This is a genomic window from Allohoeflea poritis, from assembly GCF_027889715.1.
Taxonomy (GTDB): Bacteria; Pseudomonadota; Alphaproteobacteria; order Rhizobiales; family Rhizobiaceae; genus Hoeflea_A; species Hoeflea_A poritis.
Genome location: NZ_JAPJZH010000021.1, coordinates 1 through 22000, shown reverse-complemented (window position 1 = coordinate 22000; position 22000 = coordinate 1). Strand labels below are relative to the sequence as shown.

Sequence of the window (22000 nt, the reverse complement as noted above, 5' to 3'; positions counted from 1 at the left end):
AAACCCGTTGAATTTCATTACAAGAAACAGATATTTCCGGCATGGGCCGGTTGCCGCAATACCGTAGGACTACGAAGTGTCTTCAGGATCGAAACGCGATGAACCCGATTACCGCACCCTGTGCGATCTTGCGTTCGATAACGCGCCGATCGGTCTCGTGTTGACGGAAAACCGCATCATTCGTGCCTGCAACCGGACATTCGCCGATATTTTCGGATATGAAAAAGACGAGCTCATCGGCCAGTCCTTCCGCGTGCTCTATGCCTCCAACGAGGATTTCGAGCAGATCCGGGATATCGGCCTGCAGGCGCTGAAGATCGGCGGCCAGTATACCGACGAGCGCATCATGCCGCGCAAGGACGGCAGCCTTTTCTGGTGCCGTTTCCGGGCGCACAGCCTGACGCCGGACGAACCGCTGCAGCGGGCGATCCTGAGTTACGCCGATATCTCGGACCACAGGCCCTATCTGGAGCTTTCGGCGCGCGAACGGCAGATCGTCACGCACCTTTTGGGCGGCAAGACCAGCAAGGAGATCGCGCGCCTCATCGGCATTTCGCCGCGTACGGTGGAATATTACCGCTCACGGCTGTTGAAGAAATTCAACGCCAGCAACGTGACCGAGCTGCTGGCGCATCTGGGCAGTGCGCCGGTTTAGCCCGGGCTAGCGATTTTCCTCGAGCCATTTAAGGGTGGTCGGGATCATCTGCCCGTCGAGCGTTCCAGGACCTGAAAACGCGTCCCAGACATGATCGGTGTCGAAGACCACAAGCTGCTGTTTGCCGGGATGATAGTTCAGCAGGATCTGCCCGGCCGCCGGCTGCGGCACCACCAGCGTATCCCTGGTGCCGACAATGACCATCAGCGGGCCTTCATAGCCGGCGATGGCCGCCGCCGGGCTGGTGACGGGCATCTCCTGGTAGAAGGCGCCCTTGAGCGTCGTGTCGACACCCCAGGGCAGCTTGACCGTATGCGGCGTTTCCGGCGCGCCGGCGATGGCCTTCATCACCGTCTCGCTGCCGAGCAGACCCGAATAGGTGGCCATCGGATTGGTCACCGGGGCCCACAGGATCACCGATTTGACATCCGGCCGCTCGGCCGCGGCGTGCGCGGCGACAAGGCCGCCCTGGCTCCAGCCGAGGATTGAGATGTTGTCGTTGTCGATCTCCTGGCTGCTTTTCAGCCAGTCGATTGCCGCCACGGCATCGGCGATCTGGCCGGAGAAGGTGGTGTCCTCCCAGGCGCCCTGGCTTTCGCCAGACCCGCGAAAATCGATGCGCAGGCTGGCATAGCCATTTTCCGCCAGCTGCCGGGCCGTGCGGGCAAAGACGCCCTCATCGGTGTCCTTGACGGGCAGTTCGTCGCGCGAGCCGGTGAAACCGTGAAGCATGAGCACGACCGGTGCCGGTTCCGCCGCGTTGTCCGGCGTTTCCAGCGTTCCGACGACCGACTTTCCATCGACCCGGAACTGAACGTTCTTCTCGGCGGCGTTGACGCTGCCATCGGGGACGGCCAGCAGGAGCGCAGCACAAAAAACGATTGCCAGATATGTGAGCCTGCCCTTCATCGCGGATCCTCCCAAATCGATCATCTTTTTCGTCGGCTTTGCGGCGATGGTGGCACAATCCCACCGCCGGGCCAAGGGGCGCTTAAGCGGCCCAATTGCCATCGCGCCAGAGGGCTTCAAGCGCGCTTCTGTAGTCGCGATATCGGAATTGATAGCCGCTTTCCTTCAGCTTGCGGTTGGAGACGCGCTTGCATTCGCCGTAAAAGGACCGCGCCATCGGCGAAAGGTCGGCGGTATCGAAATCGATCTCCGGCGGCGGCTCGACGCCCATCAGCTCGCAGGCATAAAGAACCACATCCTGCGGCGGGGCCGGCAGATCGTCGGTCACGTTCCAGATTCCGCCGGTTTGCTCTGCGATCAGATGCGCACTCGCGCCGGCGATGTCTGAAACATGGATGCGGTTGAAGACCTGACCGGGCTTGACCAGACGCCGCGCCCGTCCACGGCCGATATTGACGAAGGCGTTGCGGCCCGGGCCGTAAATTCCGGACAGCCGCAATATGGCGACCGGAACCGCGCTCTTTTCTGACGCTTCGAGCCATGCGGTTTCGGCCTGCAGCCGATCGACCGAGCGCCGCGAAACCGGCTTGCATGCCGTTTCCTCGTCGACCCAGGCGCCATCGTGATCGCCGTAGACGCCGACGGTCGAAAGATAGCCCACCCATTGCAAGTTCGGCATCAGGCCCTTCAGGCCGGAACCGGAAATCCGCAACAGTGGATCGCCCTCCTCGTCCGGCGCGATGGACTGGACCAGATGCGTGACACGGGCGAGCGCTGCTGCGAGCTCGGGGGAAATCCTGTCGCCGTCGAAAAGGAATGGATCGAGACCGTTCCGTTCCAGCGCGGCAAATTTGTCCGCGCTGCGGCTGGTGCCGCCTGCCCATTCGGCCCGGCCGGCAAGTTCCCCGGCGATCGCCCGGCCGGAATAGCCGGCACCGAAAACAAAGAGACGCATACGCTCGATTTCCTATGTCGTTTCCAGGGCTCTATGCCACTCGTGGCGCACCGTGTCATCCGGTTCCTGCTTCGCCTGACCTGCCAGTGAAAGGAGTTCCTCGCGCTCCAGCAAGCGCGACAAGGCCCAGACCGCAGCGCCGCGCACTTGCGGGCTGGCATCGTTCAGGCGCTCGCGGCAATGGCCGGCCAGCGACGGATCGGCGGAATTGCCGCAGGCGATCAATACATTGCGCACGAAGCGGTCGCGGCCGATGCGCTTGACGGGCGAGCCGGAAAAGAGCGCCCGGAAGGCGGCATCGTCTAGGCAGGCAAGATCGGCAAGGGCCGGCTCCCTCAGTTCGTCGCGTGCCTTCAGTTTGGCTTCGTGCGCATCGCTGGCAAACTTGTTCCACGGGCACACGGCCAGGCAGTCATCGCAGCCATAGATCCGGTTGCCCATCGCGGGCCGGAATTCATGCGGGATCGGACCCTTGTGCTCGATGGTCAGGTAGGAGATGCAGCGGCGCGCGTCGAGCTGGTAGGGCGCGGGAAAGGCATCCGTCGGACAGATGTCGAGGCAGGCGCGGCAGGAGCCGCAATGATCGGTCTCCGGCGCATCGGACGGCAGCGGCTCGCTCGTGAAGATCGAACCCAGGAAAAGCCAGGAGCCGAACGCGCGGCTGACGAGGTTGCTGTGCTTGCCCTGCCAGCCGATGCCGGCCTGTTCGGCAAGCGGTTTTTCCATGACCGGCGCGGTGTCGACGAACACCTTGACGTCGGCGCCGGCGCGCGCGGCGAAGCGGCCGGCGACGCCCTTCAGCTTTCCCTTGATCAGGTCGTGATAGTCGCGGTTCTGCGCATAGACCGAGATCACCGCCCTGTCGCGCCGCGCAAGAGCCTCCAGCGGATCGCGGTCCGGCCCGTAATTCATGCCGAGCATCAGGATCGAGCGCGTTTGCGGCCAAAGAACCCTCGGGTCGCTCCGCCGGTCTCTCGTCTCCTGCATCCATTGCATGGTGCCGTGACGGCCGGCCTGCAGATAGGCGTCGAGGCCGGCGGGAGCGTAGTCCTCGATGGCATCGGGCGCGACAATTCGGGCAACGTCAAAGCCGGCGGCGCGCGCCTCCTCGACCAGAAAGGCCTTCAGCCTTTCGGACCGCTGCGGACTGTGCGGACGCGCCGGCATCGCTCAAAAGTCCAGATCCGCGTAGTGGGACACCGGCGTGATCCTGGAAATCCGGTCGGCGAGAATCGGGCGCATGGAGGGGCGCGACTTCATCCGCTGATACCAGTCCCTGGCGTTCGGCGTCTCGCTCCAACCGACCTCGCCGAGATAGTCGAGCGAGGACAGCGCGCCGGCCGCGGCAAAATCGGCGTAGCTCATCGTGTTTCCCGCCAGCCAGTCACGGCTGCCGGTCAACCAGTCCAGATAGCGCATGTGCTGACGGATGTTGGCGCGGGCCGTGCGCAGCGCCTTCGAATCCGGGGCGCCGCCACCGTTTTCCTTCGGCATCAGCAGCTTGAAGACCCGCTCACGCACCAAGTAGCGCGTCACGTCCTGCTCCATCTTGACCAGGAACCACTCGGTCAGGCGGCGCACCTCGGCGCGCCGGAACGGCTCGTCCGGAAGCAGCCTGCGGTCACGCTTGAAAACCCCGAAGACCTCGTCGATGAACTCGGCTATGACCGTCGCACCGCACACCGCCTGCAGCGAATCGTCGACATAAACGGGCAGGGTCGCCGCCGGATTCAGCGCAAGAAAGTCCGGGCGCTGCTCCCAGGGCCGCTCCTCGACCAGTTCGGCTTCAAGTTCATATTCGTAAAGCACCAGCCGCACGAAACGGGACGCTGCGGACATCGGATGGTGATAAAGCGTCGGCATACTGTCTTAAATCTTATCCACGAAGCTGATTCGGCAAAATTATCTGGATATAACGGGCGAAAAAGCTATAGAGCGCATCTTGTTCAAATGAAAGCGTTTGAACAAGATGGCCGCCGCCGGGTCGTATGGCGCCGATCCGGCATGGCTTCATCTTGAAAATCGGGACGCAGCAGGAATTCTTGATGGCTGAACAGACAATCACCGGCGCGTTGCTGCTTGGCCTTCTGGAAGGGCTGACGGAGTTTCTGCCCGTTTCGTCGACCGGTCATCTGCTGCTCGCCGGGCATTTCCTGGGTTTCGAATCGACCGGCAAGACCTTCGAGGTGCTGATCCAGCTCGGTGCGATCCTGGCGATCCTTTCGGTCTATTTCACGCGGCTGTGGCAGCTTCTGCTGGCCTTTCCGACCGACTGGCGCGCCCGGCGCTTCGTTTTCGCGATCCTGCTTGCCTTCCTGCCGGCGGCGGTGATCGGCGTCATCGCCTACAGTTTCATCAAGACGGTGCTGTTCGAAACGCCGCTGCTGATCTGCATCGTGCTCATCCTCGGCGGTTTCGTGCTGATGGCGGTCGACCGTATCAAGCGCCCGCCGCGCTATACCGATGTGATGGATTTTCCGCTGGCGCTGGCGTTGAAGATCGGCCTCATCCAGTGTCTTGCCATGATCCCCGGCACGTCGCGCTCGGGCGCAACAATCGCCGGCGCGCTGCTGCTTGGCACCGACAAGCGCTCCGCCGCCGAGTTCTCCTTCTTCCTTGCCATGCCGACCATGGCGGGCGCCTTCGCCTATGATCTCTACCAGAACTACAACCAGCTTTCGGCCAATGATGTGACGGTGATCGCGGTCGGTTTTGTCGCCGCCTTCATCACCGCGGTCATCGTGGTGCGCACGCTGCTCGATTTCGTTTCGCGCTACGGCTTCGCCCTTTTCGCCTGGTGGCGCATCGCTGTCGGCACGGCCGGGCTGATCGGCCTTTATTTCTGGCCTTAGGATAGAGCGATGTTTCTCGGGATCGACACCGGCGGCACCTATACGGATGCTGTCCTCTACAGCGAAGAGGACGGCGTTCTCGCCAAGGCCAAGGCGCTGACCAGCCGCCATGATCTGGCGGTCGGGATCGGCGAGGCGGTGTCGAAGGTCCTGACCGCCGCCGACAGGGCCGCGGCATCGGTCGAACTCGTCTGCCTGTCGACGACGCTTGCGACGAATGCGCTCGTGGAAGGCCAGGGCGGGCGGGTCGCGCTGATCATGATCGGCTTCAAGCAGGAAGACCTGCGGCGCGACGGGCTGTCCGAGGCATTGGGCGGCGACCCCGTCACCTTTCTGCCGGGCGGCCACAATGTGCATGGCAACGAGACGCCGCTCGATCTCGGTCCGCTCGAGGCCACGATCGACACGCTGAAGGAAGAGGTCGCCGCCTTTTCGGTCGCCGGCTATTTCGCCGTGCGCAATCCGGCGCACGAAATCGCCGTGCGCGACTTCATCCGCGAGCGCACCGGCCTTCCGGTCACCTGCAGCCACGAATTGTCGTCCAGGCTCGGCGGTCCGCGTCGGGCGTTGACGACGCTGCTCAATGCCCGGCTCGTCGCCATGATCGACCGGTTGATCGAAGCGACGGAAGGTCATCTGGACACGAGCGGCATCAAGGCGCCCCTGATGGTGGTGCGGGGCGACGGCGCCCTGATTTCGGCCGGACTGGCGCGCCAGCGGCCGATCGAGACCATCCTGTCCGGCCCGGCGGCCAGCCTTGTCGGGGCGCGCCACCTGACCGGCATGAGCGATGCGGTGGTTTCCGACATCGGCGGCACGACGACGGATGTGGCCATCCTTGAGGACGGGCAGCCGCGGCTTGACCCGGACGGCGCTGTTGTCGGCGGCTTCCGCACCATGGTGCAGGCGGTGGCCATGCACACATTCGGCCTTGGCGGCGATTCGGAGGTGCATGTCAGCGAGACCGGTCTGGAGACACGGCTGGAACTCGGCCCACGCCGGCTAATGCCGCTCAGCCTTGCCGCCCATATCGATCCCGAACCGGTGATCGCCGCCCTGCAGCGGCAGCTCGATGCCGGATATGCCGGTCGTCTCGACGGGCGGTTCGCTTGCCGCACGGGCGTTCCGGAACGGTTCGCGACCGGGCTGCAGGCCCAGGAACTGGGACTGTTCGAACGGATCACGGCAGGCCTTGCGCCGCTCGACAGGATCCTGACATCGGCATCGCAGAAGGCGACGCTCGACCGGCTGGTAATGCGCGGCCTCGTCCATGTGGCCGGCTTCACGCCGTCCGATGCCATGCATGTGCTCGATCGCCAGGACAATTGGAACGGCGAGGCCGCCGGTCTCGGTGCTCAACTTCTGGCGCGGCGCAAGAGCGGCGCCGGCAAACCCATTGCCGAAGATGCCGAGACGCTGGCGCAGATGACCGTCGACCGCCTGACACGGCAGTCCTGCGAGATGATCCTGTCGGCCTGTCTGGCGGATGAGGGCGAGGCGCAGATCGACGCGGCACGGTCGCGGTCGGTCGCGCGGGCGCTCGAACGTGTCCATGGCATCGTGCGCTTCCACCTGACGCTTGACCGGCCGCTTGTCGGCCTCGGCGCCTCGGCGGGCAGTTATTATCCCGACATCGCCGCGATGCTTGCGAGCGACAGCGCCATTCCGGACGATGCCGACGTCGCCAACGCCATCGGCGCGGTCGTCGGCCATGTGCGCTCGACGGTCACCGTTTTCGTGACGGCGCCGCAGGAAGATGTGTTCGCCGTCAACGGCGCCGGGCTGAGCGAGCGCTTCCGCAATGAGGAGGAGGCGATGAACCGGGCACGCGAAATCGCCGGGATCGCAGCCCGCGACGAGGCCCTCGCCGCCGGCGCTGAAGATACTCACGTGACCCTGCGGGAAACCGTCAAGGCGCCGGAGATCGAAGGCATTCGCAGCCTGGTCGAGGCGCGGGTGGTTGCGACCGCCGACGGGCGACCGCGCATTGTCCGTGAAAACGGCTAGAGAAAATCCGCCTCAGATCACCACGACCTTGGTGCCGAGCGGCACGCGCTCGTAGAGATCGATGACATGGTCATTGACCATGCGGATGCAGCCGTTCGACACCGAGCGGCCGATCGTATCGGGCTGGGTGGTGCCGTGGATGCGGTAATAGGTGTCGCGGCCGCCCCGGTAAAGATAGAGCGCCCTGGCGCCGAGCGGATTGTTGGGACCGCCCGGAACGCCCTTGGCGTAGCGGGCATATTTTCTCGGCTCACGGCGGATCATATTGTCCGTCGGCCGCCAGCTCGGCCATTTAGCCTTGCGCTCGATGGAGGCCACGCCCTTGAACCGAAGCCCTGCCTTGCCGACGCCGACGCCGTAGCGGCGCGCCCTGAAAGGCGAGACGACGAGATAGAGGAAGTGGTTGCGCGGATCGACGACGATGGTGCCGGCCTCGTATCCGGTAAAGCGCACCATCTGCGGCTTGTGGCGCGGATCGACCTTGAAATTCTTGTATTTCTTGGTGTGGTGGGCGGCGGCGGTGCCGGCTTTCTGGGCGACCATAAAGGCCGATGCCGCAAGCAAAAGATTTCGTCTGCTGATCATGGATCTCATTCCGTTTCAATGACATTGCAAATGGTGGAGCGGCGTGTTCGCTCCGATTGGCGAGGTCATGAAATGGGCGGGCGCAGAAGCTTGTGACTGCCGGGCGGCGCCACCGGATGCGTTTCGCTCATCGAATAGATGGCGATCGGCTTGACGAAGCTGATATCCGCCTGGGCCGGCAGAAATGTGCAGTCGGACTGGCAGGACCCGGCGCGTTTCATGCGCTTCATCAGCGTATAGTAGCAACACATGTCCCTGGGCGCGGTCAGGATGACCGGTTCGCCGGCGTCATCGGTTTGCGCGACAACAGATACCATCGTGGATGCTGCGGACGCGGGTGCCAATACTGTGGCCGATTGGGCCACGGCAAACGCGCACAGTATAAGAACAACAACAAAACCCCTCATGGGGCAAATCTAACGTATAAATCCCAACAATTCCATTGCCGACCGGTCACGCAAGCGTGAGCGTCCTGTGAGCGACACAGCCTGACGGTGCCAATCCATTCAGGAAAGGCCTTCACGTGGATGTCGGCAATTGCCTACTGATTTTTTCCGATTTGGAATAAATCTTTCTCATCTTCGTTAAATTGACAACAAATCGCCGGATATGGGATGCAGGCGCAACTTAAGTAAGCCGGGCATCTCAAGGAGCACGCAATGGCATCGGTTACCGAACACGGCCTGTCAATCGATCGGGGTCTGCACCAGTTTCTGACGGAAGAGGCGCTGCCGGGCAGCGGGGTCGACGCCGATGCCTTCTTCAAAGGGCTTTCCGACCTCATCCATGATCTCGGCCCGCGCAACCGCGAACTGCTTGCGGTGCGCGACGCCATGCAGGAACAGATCGATGCCTGGTACCGGGAAAACGGCGCGCCGACGGATCTCGAGGCCTACAAGGCTTTCCTGCGGGAGATCGGTTATCTGCAACCCGAGGGCGGCGCGTTCAGCATCGAGACGGACAATGTCGATCCGGAAATCGCCAGCATTGCCGGCCCGCAGCTGGTCGTTCCGGTGATGAATGCGCGCTACGCGCTCAACGCCGCCAATGCCCGCTGGGGCTCGCTCTACGATGCGCTCTACGGCACCGATGCGATCCCCGAGGATGGCGGTGCGGGACGCGAAAGCAGCTACAACGCCGTGCGCGGCGGCAAGGTCATCGCCTGGGCGCGTGCCTTCCTGGACGACTCGGCGCCCATCGACGGCTACTGGGCCGAGGTCAGCGCACTGGCGATCGACAATGGCGAACTGGTCATCGCGCTGCAGGACGGCAGCAGGCGCGGCCTGAAGAACCCGGCACAGTTCGCCGGCTACAAGGGTGATCCGCAATCGCCGTCGGCGGTGCTCCTGAAAAAGAACGGTCTGCATCTGGAGATCGTCATCGACCCGGAAAGCGCCGTCGGCAAGGACGATGCGGCGGGCATCTCGGACATCGTCCTGGAATCGGCGCTGACGACGATCGTCGACTGCGAGGATTCGGTCGCGGCGGTGGATGCCGAGGACAAGACGATCGTCTACCGCAACTGGCTCGGCCTGATGAAGGGCGATCTGACCGAGGAGGTCTCCAAGGGCCGCGGTTCCTTCACCCGGCGTCTCAATGCCGACCGGGAATACCTGGATCCCGCCGGCGAGACATTCGCGCTGCCCGGGCGGGCCTTGATGCTGGTGCGCAATGTCGGCCACCTGATGACCAATCCGGCGGTCCTCGACCGCGACGGCAACGAGGCGCCGGAAGGGCTGATGGATGCGATGATCACCGGCCTGATCGCGCTGCACGATATCGGCCCCAACGGTCGCCGCAACAATTCCCGCGACGGCTCGATGTATGTGGTCAAGCCGAAGATGCACGGCCCCGAGGAGGTCGGCTTCGCATCGGAAATCTTCGCACGCGTCGAGGACGCGCTCGGCATGGCGCGCAACACCATGAAGATGGGCATCATGGACGAGGAGCGCCGCACCACGGTCAATCTGAAAGAGTGCATCCGCGCGGCCAGGGACCGCGTCGTCTTCATCAATACCGGTTTCCTCGACCGCACCGGCGACGAGATCCACACCTCGATGGAAGCCGGTCCGATGATCCGCAAGGGCGACATGAAGCAGGCGCCGTGGATCGCCGCCTATGAGGACTGGAATGTCGATATCGGCCTTGAATGCGGGCTTTCCGGCCATGCGCAGATCGGCAAGGGCATGTGGGCAATGCCCGACATGATGGCGGCCATGCTGGAGCAGAAGATCGGCCACCCGAAGGCCGGCGCCAACACGGCCTGGGTCCCCTCGCCGACCGCCGCCACGCTACATGCGACGCATTATCACAAGGTCAATGTCGCCGAGGTGCAGGCCAATCTCAAATCACGGACCCGCGCGAAGCTCGACGACATCCTGTCGGTACCGGTCACCGAGCGTCCCAACTGGACGCCGGAGGATATCCAGCGCGAACTGGACAACAATGCGCAAGGCATCCTCGGCTATGTGGTGCGCTGGGTCGGCCAGGGCGTCGGCTGCTCCAAGGTGCCCGACATCAACAATATCGGCCTGATGGAGGACCGGGCGACGCTGCGCATCTCGGCGCAGCACATGGCCAACTGGATGCATAACGGCATCGTTTCCGAGGACCAGATCGTCGAGACCATGAAGCGCATGGCGGCGGTTGTCGACAAGCAGAACGAAGGCGATCCGGCCTACCGCAACATGGCCGGCAATTTCGATGGTTCAATCGAATTCCAGGCCGCGCTCGAACTGGTTCTGAAAGGCCGCGAACAGCCGAGCGGCTATACCGAGCCGATCCTGCACCGGCGGCGCCAGGAAATGAAGGCGGCGCTGGGCGGGTGACTTGCGAGTAGCAGATAGATCGTGGCCAAAAGCTTGTTTGACCGAGGTATGCACCTCCGAGCATTGGGGCGAATTGACCCAATGAAACAATTCCTGGCAGCGTTGATGACCTGGATTTTGATTCCAACGTCCGCATCAGCGCTTGATCTTGACGACCTGCTCCTGGGCTTCGAATTGGGCAGCACCGTGGAGCAAGCTGAACGGCACGCGCGCTCCCAGGACTGGAAGATCGAACCGTTGTCGCCACACTTGCCGAGAGAATGGAAAGTTGTCGGTGCTGAGGCCGGCCTATTCGTATGCGAGGGGCGCGTCTTGGCGGTTCGACGCCAACTCGAAGGGGGCCTTGATGAATTTGCCGCCATGGTTCAGAGAATGCCGGCTTATCTGGGCAAGCCAACGACACAAGTCGCGACATTTATGGCAGGCGTCACCCGTATTTCAACTGTCGATACACGGTTTGAGGAGATGGATGATATTGGAGCGTCGATCCAGCTTAGCAGCACTGACGGAAAGATCGGATTGAACACAAATGTATGGTTGAGTGTCGAATGCTCCGACTAATCTGACCATTGGAACCCATAGTCCGGGGTAGGCGCTTTTTGCGAGAATGATGACCTTTTGGAAAAGACCGGCGATCAGTCGCTCGTCCTGTCAACGAGTTTTTTCACCGTGTTCCAGTTTCGCGCCGTTCCACTGCGCCCCAGCATTTTTTCAAGGCGCGCGGGTGTTGCCCTGGAACGGGCAACGCCGTTCACATAGTCGATGTAAGCTTCCCGACCGAAGCACTTTATGATTTCGGGGCCGTCATAGACTTCAAGCGCCTTGATTTGGTCTGCGGTTGGTGCCGCGTCCATAAAGAGAATGAGCAAATGGTTCGGACGCATTTCCGCCGCGCTCGCAAAGGGATTGTCAGTCATGACGCTCCGCAGTTCTTTTGGGCGGCGTAAAAACACTTCGTTATCAAGGCCATACCGGGCAAGGATCCCCGTCAGAAGTTCCATCAGCTCCGGCCGTTGCCCGTCAGAGCTGAACAGCAGGTTTCCCGTCGCCAGGACCGTTTCGACGTTTTTCAGCCCGGCTGCGGCGCACGCGTCCCTGAGTTGAGACATCGACATCACCTTGTGCGTTGCCGGCCCGATTGCGCGGATCAGTCCAACCCAGTTTTGTTCGCCAGTGGCCATCGGGTGATCCTATTCGCATTTTGCACCGCTGCTAAGTTGCCCTAGATCCACTCTGACAGCATTTCCGCGAATTGCAGCGTCGCAGAATCAGGGGATTCCATCCGCTATGGCGCGCATCAGGCACCGGCGTAGTTGCTGATCGGTGTGATCGTGAGACCACGGGGATAGGACATGAGTATGCATCGTCAGTGTTCTTCCGAAACCGAACAGTGAGGGGCTGAAACTTCGACAATCGGATCACGAGCGGTATTGCGGGTCAAGAACACGCCCGGATGGCCGGGTGCGCTCACAATATGCGCCAGGCGGCGACCAAGAGTATTATTCCGGTTGCCACCTGCAGCGATACGGTGACGATCCGTATCGTTTTCCCGTTGTTTTCCAAAAATCTGGAAAGGCCCTTGCGCGAAAGATTGGCCGCCAGCGCGACCGAAACCAGCACCATCGCCACGCCAACCAGCATGACAAGAGCAAAAGCCAATCCGGCCTCCGTCACGCCGCGCGAGACGGCAAAAACCATGACAAAGAAGGACAGCGGGCACGGGATCAGACCCGCGAAGAAGGCAAACGCCACGCTGCGCCCGGCGAGATGGGCATGAGCCTGCGGCCGCAGCGAAGACACAATCATCCAGATGCCAACAAGCGCAAGCAGCCCGCGGCTGAGGGTCTCCAGAACCGGGGTCTGGCTTGAAGCTCCGAAAGTCACCGACACCAATGGCAATGACAGGAGCACGATCAGCACGGACATCAGAATATGCACCGAAGACAGGATCAGACCGGTTCCGGCGGCGCGCCATGCGCTTGCCGGCGTGGCCATTGTGTAGGCCGCCAGCAATGTCTTCGAGTGACCCGGCATCAGCGCATGCACGATGCCGAAGACAACGCCCATCGGCAGGAAGACCGCCAATTCGGACCAATCGCCGGTCTCGGCATAAAGCTTGATGCGCTCGCCGAAGGCCAGATAGATTTCCCGCTGTGTCTCGACCGTCAGATTGAACAGCCAGGCAATCATCGAAGGCGCTCGACTCTCGCATATTCAGGGATGATCTGTCCTCCGTTCCTGAAAGTCGCACAGGACATGACAAATAAACCGTGTGGCTACATATCCCGCCTAGAGATATTTGGCGATCTTCTTGAGTTCGTCGATCCCGCGCCGCTTTTCCGCGTCGAGCGGCCCCACGACATCATCCAGACAGTGATCGAGGTGGTCCTCGATCAGCGTGGTCTTGGCATTGGCGACGGCACTTTCCACGGCCTGTAGCTGTTGGGCGAGCGCCAGGCAATCTTCTCCGCTTTCGATCATGGATATGACTTTTTCCAGATGTCCCCTTGCGCGCTTCAGGCGATTGACGATGGCGGGATGGCTTTGGTGTCGATGCGGCGTTTTCATGACTTGATCCTATCCTCCTCCATAGGATAAAAGTCAAGCGATTCATGTCTGGGAGCAAACGAACCAATGCCCATGTTGAGAGTCGGAACGCTGGCCGGTTTATCAGTTCTGGTGCTGCTGTTGGCAGGCAGCCGCGATGCGTTTGCGCACGCCGTCGCCGAGGGAGACAAGGGCTACATCCTTGAGATCACCGGCGTCCATATCCTGCCGTTCATCTATCTCGGTGCGAAGCACATGGTCACCGGATACGATCACATTCTGTTCCTGCTGGGCGTGATCTTCTTTCTCTACAGAACCAGGGACATAGGTCTCTATGTCAGCCTGTTCGCCATCGGCCACTCGACGACCATGCTGCTTGGCGTCTATTTCAACATCGGCATCAACAGCTATATCATCGACGCCATCATCGGGTTGTCCGTGGTCTACAAGGCGCTCGACAATATGGGCGCATACCAGCGCTGGTTCGGGTTCCAGCCGAACACCAAGGCCGCGACCTTTATCTTCGGGCTGTTCCACGGCTTCGGACTTTCGACCAAGATCATCGAATACGAGATCTCTCCGGACGGGCTGGTTCCCAACCTTCTGGCCTTCAATGTCGGCGTGGAAATCGGGCAGTTGCTGGCGCTGTCCGCAATCCTGATCGTCATGAGTTTCTGGCGCAAGACGATCGGCTTCTGGCGCCACGCCTATAGCGCCAACGCCGTGATCATGTGCCTCGGCTTCGTGCTCATGGGCTACCAGATCACCGGCTATTTCGTGAATTCGTAAGGAAAACACCGTGTACAACACCGACCTGCCGACACGCGCTGAACTGCCCTCTTCCGCCCGTTTGTGGCGCTCGACCATCATTGCCTTTGTGGCCGCGATTGCGATCCTGATCACCATTGTCCTGCCATCGGAATACGGCATCGATCCGACGCGTATCGGCCGAATACTTGGACTGACCGAAATGGGTGCGATCAAGATGCAGCTATCGGCGGAAGCCGAAGCTGATCGCCGGTCGGCAACGCAAGCCCGGGTGCCGGTTCCCGACACTCAGGCCGTTCCGGCACCACAGGGGGGCAATGCCGAGATCGAAATGCGGCTCTCGGCAATCGAGCAGCGCATCGACGAGATTGCCCTGTTGCTCTACAGCGGTGTGCAGGCGCCGGTGGGCCAATCTGCTCCCGAACAACAGGCCGAGCAGACACAGGAGCAATCCGCGCTTGCCGTTCCAGCTTCACGCCCCGAAGAAACGGCACCGGTCAACGCATGGGCCGACGAGGTCTCATTCACCTTGCAGCCCGGCGAAGGGATCGAGCTCAAGCTCGTGATGCAGGAAGGCGCTGTCGCCGAATTCGAGTGGACAGCCAACGGTGCGGTTCTGAACTACGACACCCACGGGGATGGCGGCGGCAACAAGATCTCCTATGAAAAAGGCAGGGGTGTTGCCGAACAGACCGGATCGATCACCGCCGCGTTTGCGGGCAATCATGGCTGGTTCTGGAGGAACCGCACCGACCAGCCGGTGACACTGACCCTGCGGACCCGTGGCGACTATTCGGAACTCAAGCGAACCGTCTGATGGACGCCTGCATCGATTGGGCGGCATAGGCGCCGATACAGCGGGCTTCGTGGCAGCAGCAAAGAGGAATCAAAAGCAGCTCAGGCCTGCTGAGCAATGTCAACCGGGACCGGCAACGGCTCGAGCCTTGCCGCAACGGCATCTTTCATTTCGGCATTCACCCCGGCCGGCAGCGCCACCGCCGCGGACAGTTTGCCATTAGCAGACAGGATCACTTCCACCGCGGCACCTTTCACACCCGCCTCCGCCAGCATATCCCGCACAATGTTCTCCACCGCCATGCGGCGCAGTTCCGGCTTGAAGATCTTGCCGACATTGGTCATCGGCATGGTGGGGATAATGGACACCGATTTCGGGCGCGCGGGCGGTTCGTCGACGCGGGTGCTTGTCCAGTCAAGCAACTCTTCCTGGGTGACCTCCACGCCCGGCATCAGAACCGCGAAGGCGACGGGCAGTTCGCCGGCATAGGCGTCGGGCGCGCCGACGGCGGCACAGAGCTGCACGGCCGGGTGCGAGCCGAGCGCATCCTCGATCACCTTGGGATCGATATTGTGGCCGCTGCGGATGATGAGATCCTTGGACCGGCCTGTAAGGTTCAGCCGGCCTTCATCGTCCATCCAGCCGACATCGCCGGTCGCAAGCCAGCCATCAGCGGTGAACGCTTTCTTCGTCGCCTCGGGATCGAGGAAGCCGGGAAACACGTTCGGCGCCTTGAAGAGGATCATGCCGTGCCGGCCGGGCGACAGATCGCGGTCGGACGGGCCGCCATCGGCATCGAGCGCGACGATGCGGGTCCGCGCGTAGGGAATTGGAAAGCCGACACAGCCGGCGGGCGCGTGCACGCCGGGCGGGCGGATGGAGCTGATGCCGGCCATCTCGGTCATGCCGAGCGCTTCGTGCACATGCAGCCCGTAGAGCGTCTCGAAGCGCTCGGCGAGCTCCGGCGGCAGGATGGCGGCGCCGGTACGGCAGTAGCGGATCGAGGCGATGTCGGCATCGCCCACAGGCACATTGGCGAGCGCCGCCAGCACCGTCGGCACCGCCGAGAGCGATGTCGAACGGTATTTTTCGACGAGGCGCCAGTAATTGGCCCGCACTTGCTGGCTGCGGAACAGCGCGGTCGTCGGAATGATCGTCTCGACGCCGGCCGACAGCGCGGTGAGCGCGCCCGGCAAGACGCCGGCGACATGAAACAGCGGATAGCCGTTGATGCTGACGTCCTGCGGCGTCAGCCCCATAAGCTGGACGCTGGCCCAGGCGGTGAAGACCTGATTGGCGTGGCTGTGCATGGCGAGCTTCGGCGCGCCGGTGGTGCCGCCGGTGTGGAAATAGGCCGCAATGTCGTCCGGGGCGATCTGCCGGCCGCTGACAAGACGGTCCGCCGGCTGGCCTTCCAGCAGCGCCTGGAAATCGCCATCCCCGCCATGATGCGGCGGCACAGCCTCGTCATGCGGCGCGACCCGCAGCACTTTCAGCCCGTTCACCGCATCGCGCAGCGCCATCGCCTTCGACCAGTAGCCGGCATCCTCCTCCGCACCATAGGCGATCAATATCTTCGCATCGGCGGCGCGCAGCAATTCGGTCAGCTTGTCGAGCGACAGCAACGGGTTGAGCGGCTGGACGATGCCGGCCGCCTCGCCGCCCCACAGCACAAGGTGATATTCGAGGCAACCCGGCAGGAGCGCCGCCACCGCATCGCCCGGCCCGACGCCAAGAGCGTGCAGAAGGTTGGCGGTTCTGGTGATGTCCTCGAAAAGCCGGCAGTAGCTCCAGCGGATCGGTGCGTCGTGCGGATCGCCGGTGCGCAGGAAGGTCAGCGCGATCTTGTCTTCGAAGGCGCGCGCCGACTCGGCAAAGATTTCATAGGTGCTTCGAACCGTCACCGCTTCAGCAAGCGGTGTTTCCTCAAGCCGTCTTATGTCGGCGATGGAGCGGATCGGGGCAATGGGCGCAAAGGGCATGGGGTCCTGTCCGGGTGGTCCGGCAGCGACCCGCCGGGATAAATCGGGAGCCCATATTTGTTCAATTGCGGACGCTTGGCAATGCGCCCGATGCTGCTCAGAACGGCAGTTTCATGCCCGGCGGGATCGGCAGGCCGGCCGTCAGTTCCTGAGTCTTTGCCTGAACGGCGGCCTCGACCTTCGACTTGGCGTCATTGTGGGCGGCGACGATCAGATCCTCGAGGATTTCGGCCTCGTCCTCCTTGATCAGCGAGGGATCGACGGACATGGACAGCATGTTGCCCTTGCCGTTGAGCTTTACGGTGACAAGGCCGCCGCCGGAGGTGCCTTCAAGCTCAAGCTGCTCGATCTCCTCCTGCAGGCCGGCCATCTTCTCCTGCATTTCCTTGACCTTGCCCATCATGCCCATGAGGTCACGCATCTTGTGTCTCCATTGCTTGCGCCTGGCGGCGTCTGCTTTCGCTTAATTGTCGTTGTCTTCCGGCAGGATGTCGCCGTCCTCGCTCTGCTGCGCGGCGGGCGGCTCCATATCCTCGTCCCTGATGCGCACATCGGTGATCCTGGCACCGGGAAACTGGTTGAGGATTGCGGCGACATCGGGGTCCTGGCTGGCATCGCTGACGAGTTCCTCGCGCTGCGCCTTTTCCATTTCCTCGATCGTATGGCCGCCGCGTTCGCGGCTGATGGCAATGATCCAGCGCATGCCGGTCCATTGCTTCAGCTTGCCGTCCAGCTCGCCGACCAGCGATTTCGGGGCATCCTCGGCAAGGCCGATCTCCAGCCGCCCGGCCTCGATCTTAACCGGGCGCAGATATTTGCGGATCATCGCCTTCAGCTTGGCGTCGCGGTGCTCACCGGCAAGATCGGCAAGATCGGCAATACTGTTGATGATCGGCTGCGGGCGCGCCGGCTCGGCGGCTGCCGAAATCTGCTGTTCTGGCGCACCGCCCTCGACCGGGCGCAGCATGGCGACCGGGCCGGACCCTGACGGGCGGGGTGCCGGGCTGCTATTATCGAAAGATGTGGCGGATGATTGCGGCGCGTCACCGATTGCCGGTGATCCGCCGTTTGACTGGCCGTCAGCCGGTCCGCCGGCGTTGCGCGCCAGCGCTTCATTGAACTGTTTCACCGCGTCGCCCGGCGACGGCAGGTTGGCGGCGTGCGTAAGGCGGATCAGCACCATCTCACAGGCGGCAACCGGCCGGCTGGACTGTTCGGTCTCCGGGATGCCCTTCAGCAGCATCTGCCACAGCCGCGACAGGACGGGGACCGATAATTCGCCGGCGAATTCGCCGCCGCGGGTGCGTTCGACTTCGCTCAGCGACGGATCCGAGGCCGCGTCCGCAACGAATTTCAGCCGCGTCACCAGATGGGTGAAGTCGGCGAGATCGGTTAGGATCACCGTGGGATTGGCGCCGCCGTCATAGAGTCCGCGGAATGTCGACAGGGCAGCAGTGATGTCGCCCTTGGCCACCTCATGGAAGAGTTCGACGATGCGGCTGCGGTCAGCGACACCCAGCATGTCGCGCACCGCCGCCGCCTCGACCTTGCCGCCGCCATGGGCGATGGCCTGGTCCATGAGCGAGAGACCGTCACGCGCCGAACCCTCGGCGGCGCGAGCGATCATCGCCAGCGCCTCGTCGTCGATGGCGACGTCTTCCTTCCCGGCAATGGAGCGGAAATGCGCGATCAGATCGGCGGCTTCGATGCGGCGCAGGTCAAAGCGCTGACAACGGGACAGGACCGTCACGGGAACCTTGCGGATCTCGGTGGTGGCGAAGATGAACTTGACGTGTGCGGGCGGTTCCTCAAGCGTCTTCAACAGGCCGTTGAAGGCCTGGGTCGACAGCATGTGAACCTCGTCGATGATGTAGACCTTGTAGCGGGCCGTCACCGGCCGATAGCGCACCTGCTCGATAATCTCGCGGATATCGTCGATCCCGGTGTGGGAAGCGGCGTCCATCTCGATGACATCGACATGGCTGCCGGCCATGATCGCATCGCAGTGCTCGCCGGGCGTCGCGAGATCGATGGTCGGCTTGTCAATGTCATCGGTGCGGTAGTTGAGCGCGCGCGCCAGGATGCGCGCCGTGGTCGTCTTGCCGACGCCGCGCACACCGGTCAGCATATAGGCCTGCGCGATGCGTCCGGTTTCGAAGGCGTTGGTCAGCGTGCGCACCATCGGCTCCTGGCCGATGAGATCGCCGAAATCGCGCGGTCGGTACTTGCGGGCGAGAACCCGGTAGCCGTTTTCGTCTGAAGTCTTGCCGTCGTTCATCTGGGTATTTGGTCCCGGCATTGCATGCGTTGCCTGGCGGAGTGTCGCCCCGGCGGCACGGCCGCGTCAATAGCGCGGCGTTCCTCCGGTCGACGGCAATGAGGGTGGGAGGCTGGCACGGTGACCCGTGCCGTGGCTCGTTAGGGCTGCTTCCTTCCGGACCTGACCCGGTTGGCGAGTGGCTCGTCCACCACCAACCTCCCGCGCTCCATATCGTCAATCGGCGCGGCAAAAGCAAGAGCCCGCCGGAAAAAACCGCACGGACGTGTCTGAGCGGTCAAGGTTCCTGTTGATGCGCATCATTTCCGTTTCATCGACCGTCGCCGACGACTAAGGTCGATGCAAACGGAGGAAAGGCCCGCCCGGTGGAAGCGCTGTTTGTCAATGTCCTGAACGTCATCGTTCCGGTGCTGATCTGCGCCGGCGCAGGATACGGTCTGGCGCTTTTCAAGGCGCCCTTCGACAACCGCACCATCATGACGGTGATCACCAATGTGGGCTATCCGACGCTGATCATATCGCATTTGTCTGCGGGCCATATCGAACTCGACCGCTTTCTCATGATGGCGTTTGCCGCTGCCTGTTCCGTCGCCTGCTTCGGCCTGATCGGCTTCGGATTTCTCAAGTTTATGGGCCTGCCGGCCCGAGCGTTCCTGTCGCCGATGATGCACAACAATGTCGGCAATATCGGGCTTCCCGTGGCGCTGCTCGCCTTCGGCAATGAGGGGCTCGCCTATGCGATGGGTTTCGTGGTGGTTGTCCTGATCAGCATATTCACCGTGGGCATGTGGGTCCCGTCCGGCAAGTTCTCGCTGCGCGATCTTGCTAAATCGCCGATTATCTACGCCGTCATCATCGCGCTTGTTCTGCTGGGGACCGGAACGCAACTGCCGAAGCCGATCGGCGGCGCTTTCAACATCCTCGGCGGCCTGTCGATCCCGCTGATGCTGCTGACCCTCGGTCACACGCTGGCAACGCTCAGGCCCGAGACGATGTGGCGGGCCGTCTATCTCAGCCTCTTTCACATCGCCATGGCGGCACTTGTCGCATTCGGACTTATCCAGGCCTTCGGCTTCACCGGCACCGAACGCGGCGTCCTGATCCTGAGCTGCCTGATGCCGGCGGCGGCGTCCACCTATCTGTTCGTCGAGCGCCACATGCCGGAGATCGCCCATGAAGTGGCCGGCTTTATCCTCATCTCGACCTTGCTGACGATCATCGTGGTGCCGCTGGCGCTGACGCTGTGGATCAACTAGGGCGATCGGTCTTGATTGAAGCCTGAACAGACCGGTCGCAGTTTCAGTCGCGGTCAGCACGGACATCAAATGTGGGCCAAGCTGCAAAAAAGCTGCTAATCTTTCCCAAAGCAGTGATGGGAAGCAAGGGCATGTGTGGTTTCAGGCTCAATGCGCGGCTGGAAGCGGACAGCCGCCTCGTATCCATTTTGGGGCTTTGCCAGCTGCGGTTGATGAACGACAGCCGCTGGCCCTGGTTCCTGCTCGTTCCGCAGCGCGCGGAGGCCGAGGAAATCTATCACCTGACACCGCTGGACCAGACACTTCTGACTTTCGAAGCGGGCGAAACGGCGCGGGCGCTGAAACGGGTCACGGAATGCGACAAGATCAATATCGGCGCACTGGGCAACCAGGTCCGGCAGTTGCATCTGCACGTCATTGCCCGCAGCAGCGGCGATACCGGCTGGCCGGGGCCGGTCTGGGGGGTTGGAAAAGCCGAGCCTTATGATACCAATAGCGCAAATGCGCTGATTGAGGCGATCATCAAGGAAATTTAGGAAACCGCACAATTGACGATTTTCGACGCGCCCGGCGACGGCGGGGAGCCGAGCAGCCAGGTCGCCTTTGCAGGAAACAGCCTCGACCGCAGATCCGAACACCGCGAAGACGATTGCCTGGAACAGGCACTCGCATTGCCCAATGCGCGGCTGTTCGCCATTGGAGACGGCCGGGCCTTTCTGAAAAAGGCGGGAGACGGTTTCAATGCACTGCACAGTCTCGACGAGCTGCGGCAATTCGATCCGGATATGGACAATGCGGTGCTCCTCGGCTTTGCGGAGGGCGATGCGCCGCGCATCGCGGCCCATGTGCGGCTCGACCCGGAAGCGTTGCCGGAAACCATCAAGGCGATAGACAACCGGTCGATCTACATTCAGGGCCTCGTTCGCGGTGACGAACTCGGCCAGCTGGCGCAGGCGGCGAGCCTCGTCGCCTGGGCCCGGTCGCACGCCCATTGCGGGCGCTGCGGCGGCGCCACCGTGTCAAAGGCCGGCGGTTACCGCAGGGAATGCACCAATTGCGGCCAGCTGCATTTTCCGCGCACCGATCCCGTCGTCATCATGCTGGCGGTGGATACGCGGAACGACCGCTGCCTGCTCGGCCGCAGCCCGCATTTTCCGCCGGGCATGTATTCGTGCCTTGCCGGGTTCCTGGAACCGGGGGAAACCATCGAGGACGCCGTGCGGCGCGAGACCCATGAGGAGTCCGGCATCCAAATCGGCCGCGTGCTCTACCATGCCAGCCAGCCCTGGCCGATGCCGCACACGCTGATGATCGGCTGCTATGGAGAAGCGATCTCCACCGATATCCAGATCGACGCACGCGAGATCGAGGACTGCCGCTGGTTCAACCGCGAGGAAGCGGCAGCTCTGATCAGTCGGCAGACCGGCGCCGAAGATTTCAATTCGCCGCCGCCGGGGGCCATCGCCCATCACCTCATCAGCGACTGGCTGAAACTGTCGACCCCTTAGGCTGAATCGACATTCATCGCATCCATAGGATTGCGGCGGCGATATGTATGAAGCTGAGGAAATGGCTTGCGCGT

At 62.4% G+C, this 22000-nt stretch carries 22 protein-coding genes and 1 other RNA gene; 10 read left to right on the top strand and 13 right to left on the bottom strand.

Features of this window, described 5'->3' with window-relative positions:
• The first annotated feature begins 76 nt into the window (after positions 1-76).
• Positions 77-655 (top strand): LuxR C-terminal-related transcriptional regulator, encoded by a 579-nt coding sequence (locus tag OOZ53_RS23250; protein ID WP_271092154.1) that lies wholly within the window; start codon positions 77-79, stop codon positions 653-655.
• A 6-nt stretch (positions 656-661) separates the two neighbouring features.
• Here OOZ53_RS23250 and OOZ53_RS23245 read toward each other — a convergent pair whose 3' ends face one another.
• The 4 genes from OOZ53_RS23245 to OOZ53_RS23230 all read right to left on the bottom strand — a co-directional run bounded on the left by OOZ53_RS23245 (position 662) and on the right by OOZ53_RS23230 (position 4382).
• On the bottom strand, positions 662-1564 hold the full coding sequence (locus tag OOZ53_RS23245) for an alpha/beta hydrolase family protein (RefSeq protein WP_271092153.1): 903 nt from the start codon (positions 1562-1564) through the stop codon (positions 662-664).
• Positions 1565-1646: 82 nt separating this feature from the next.
• Positions 1647-2519 carry an SDR family NAD(P)-dependent oxidoreductase gene (locus OOZ53_RS23240; protein WP_271092152.1) on the bottom strand — a complete coding sequence of 291 codons (873 nt, stop codon included), beginning with the start codon at positions 2517-2519 and terminating at the stop codon, positions 1647-1649.
• Positions 2520-2531: 12 nt separating this feature from the next.
• Positions 2532-3686 carry a tRNA epoxyqueuosine(34) reductase QueG gene (gene queG / locus OOZ53_RS23235; protein WP_271092151.1) on the bottom strand — a complete coding sequence of 385 codons (1155 nt, stop codon included), beginning with the start codon at positions 3684-3686 and terminating at the stop codon, positions 2532-2534.
• Positions 3687-3689: 3 nt separating this feature from the next.
• Positions 3690-4382, bottom strand: coding sequence for a glutathione S-transferase family protein (locus tag OOZ53_RS23230; RefSeq protein ID WP_271092150.1), 693 nt, complete (start codon positions 4380-4382; stop codon positions 3690-3692).
• Between the two features lie 182 nt (positions 4383-4564).
• On the opposite strand from OOZ53_RS23230, the gene OOZ53_RS23225 reads away from it, so the two are divergent.
• Together OOZ53_RS23225 and OOZ53_RS23220 are read left to right on the top strand one after the other, a co-directional pair.
• Positions 4565-5371 (top strand): undecaprenyl-diphosphate phosphatase, encoded by an 807-nt coding sequence (locus OOZ53_RS23225; protein ID WP_271092149.1) that lies wholly within the window; start codon positions 4565-4567, stop codon positions 5369-5371.
• Between the two features lie 9 nt (positions 5372-5380).
• A complete protein-coding gene (locus tag OOZ53_RS23220) occupies positions 5381-7378 on the top strand; it encodes a hydantoinase/oxoprolinase family protein (RefSeq protein WP_271092148.1) in 1998 nt (665 codons plus the stop codon).
• Between the two features lie 12 nt (positions 7379-7390).
• Here the strand turns inward: OOZ53_RS23220 and OOZ53_RS23215 are convergent, their stop codons facing one another.
• Both OOZ53_RS23215 and OOZ53_RS23210 read right to left on the bottom strand, forming a co-directional pair.
• Positions 7391-7963: a L,D-transpeptidase gene (locus OOZ53_RS23215; RefSeq protein WP_425499224.1), complete on the bottom strand. Its 573-nt coding sequence runs from the start codon at positions 7961-7963 to the stop codon at positions 7391-7393.
• A 65-nt stretch (positions 7964-8028) separates the two neighbouring features.
• Complete coding sequence (locus OOZ53_RS23210) at positions 8029-8280, bottom strand: hypothetical protein (protein ID WP_271092147.1); 252 nt, start codon at positions 8278-8280, stop codon at positions 8029-8031.
• 342 nt (positions 8281-8622) lie between these two features.
• On the opposite strand from OOZ53_RS23210, the gene OOZ53_RS23205 reads away from it, so the two are divergent.
• Positions 8623-10791, top strand: coding sequence for a malate synthase G (locus OOZ53_RS23205; protein ID WP_271092146.1), 2169 nt, complete (start codon positions 8623-8625; stop codon positions 10789-10791).
• Positions 10792-10872: 81 nt separating this feature from the next.
• A complete protein-coding gene (locus tag OOZ53_RS23200; RefSeq protein ID WP_271092145.1) occupies positions 10873-11352 on the top strand; it encodes a hypothetical protein in 480 nt (159 codons plus the stop codon).
• Positions 11353-11426: 74 nt separating this feature from the next.
• On the opposite strand, the gene OOZ53_RS23195 is transcribed toward OOZ53_RS23200, so the two are convergent.
• From OOZ53_RS23195 to OOZ53_RS23185, 3 genes are all read right to left on the bottom strand, one after another.
• Positions 11427-11972 (bottom strand): DUF1697 domain-containing protein, encoded by a 546-nt coding sequence (locus tag OOZ53_RS23195; RefSeq protein ID WP_271092144.1) that lies wholly within the window; start codon positions 11970-11972, stop codon positions 11427-11429.
• Between the two features lie 286 nt (positions 11973-12258).
• Entirely contained in the window at positions 12259-12981 is a 723-nt protein-coding gene (locus tag OOZ53_RS23190) for an ABC transporter permease (RefSeq protein WP_271092143.1), read from the bottom strand.
• Positions 12982-13080: 99 nt separating this feature from the next.
• On the bottom strand, positions 13081-13359 hold the full coding sequence (locus tag OOZ53_RS23185; RefSeq protein ID WP_271092142.1) for a metal-sensing transcriptional repressor: 279 nt from the start codon (positions 13357-13359) through the stop codon (positions 13081-13083).
• A 66-nt stretch (positions 13360-13425) separates the two neighbouring features.
• Here OOZ53_RS23185 and OOZ53_RS23180 point away from each other — a divergent pair, with 66 nt between their 5' ends.
• Positions 13426-14127, top strand: coding sequence for a HupE/UreJ family protein (locus OOZ53_RS23180; protein ID WP_271092141.1), 702 nt, complete (start codon positions 13426-13428; stop codon positions 14125-14127).
• Between the two features lie 10 nt (positions 14128-14137).
• Positions 14138-14923: a hypothetical protein gene (locus OOZ53_RS23175; RefSeq protein ID WP_271092140.1), complete on the top strand. Its 786-nt coding sequence runs from the start codon at positions 14138-14140 to the stop codon at positions 14921-14923.
• 80 nt (positions 14924-15003) lie between these two features.
• On the opposite strand, the gene OOZ53_RS23170 is transcribed toward OOZ53_RS23175, so the two are convergent.
• The 4 genes from OOZ53_RS23170 to ffs form a co-directional block, all read right to left on the bottom strand.
• Positions 15004-16884: an acyl-CoA synthetase gene (locus OOZ53_RS23170; RefSeq protein WP_271092139.1), complete on the bottom strand. Its 1881-nt coding sequence runs from the start codon at positions 16882-16884 to the stop codon at positions 15004-15006.
• Positions 16885-16981: 97 nt separating this feature from the next.
• A complete protein-coding gene (locus tag OOZ53_RS23165; RefSeq protein WP_271092138.1) occupies positions 16982-17305 on the bottom strand; it encodes a YbaB/EbfC family nucleoid-associated protein in 324 nt (107 codons plus the stop codon).
• Positions 17306-17347: 42 nt separating this feature from the next.
• Positions 17348-19183 carry a DNA polymerase III subunit gamma/tau gene (locus OOZ53_RS23160; protein ID WP_271092137.1) on the bottom strand — a complete coding sequence of 612 codons (1836 nt, stop codon included), beginning with the start codon at positions 19181-19183 and terminating at the stop codon, positions 17348-17350.
• A gap of 83 nt (positions 19184-19266) precedes the next feature.
• An RNA gene (gene ffs, locus OOZ53_RS23155) (signal recognition particle sRNA small type) lies at positions 19267-19364 on the bottom strand.
• A 163-nt stretch (positions 19365-19527) separates the two neighbouring features.
• Between ffs and OOZ53_RS23150 the strand changes: the two genes are divergently transcribed.
• From OOZ53_RS23150 to nudC, 3 genes are all read left to right on the top strand, one after another.
• A complete protein-coding gene (locus OOZ53_RS23150) occupies positions 19528-20418 on the top strand; it encodes an AEC family transporter (protein WP_271092136.1) in 891 nt (296 codons plus the stop codon).
• 131 nt (positions 20419-20549) lie between these two features.
• Positions 20550-20954 (top strand): HIT domain-containing protein, encoded by a 405-nt coding sequence (locus tag OOZ53_RS23145; RefSeq protein WP_271092135.1) that lies wholly within the window; start codon positions 20550-20552, stop codon positions 20952-20954.
• A gap of 12 nt (positions 20955-20966) precedes the next feature.
• On the top strand, positions 20967-21926 hold the full coding sequence (gene nudC / locus OOZ53_RS23140; RefSeq protein WP_271092134.1) for an NAD(+) diphosphatase: 960 nt from the start codon (positions 20967-20969) through the stop codon (positions 21924-21926).
• Positions 21927-22000 lie beyond the last annotated feature (74 nt).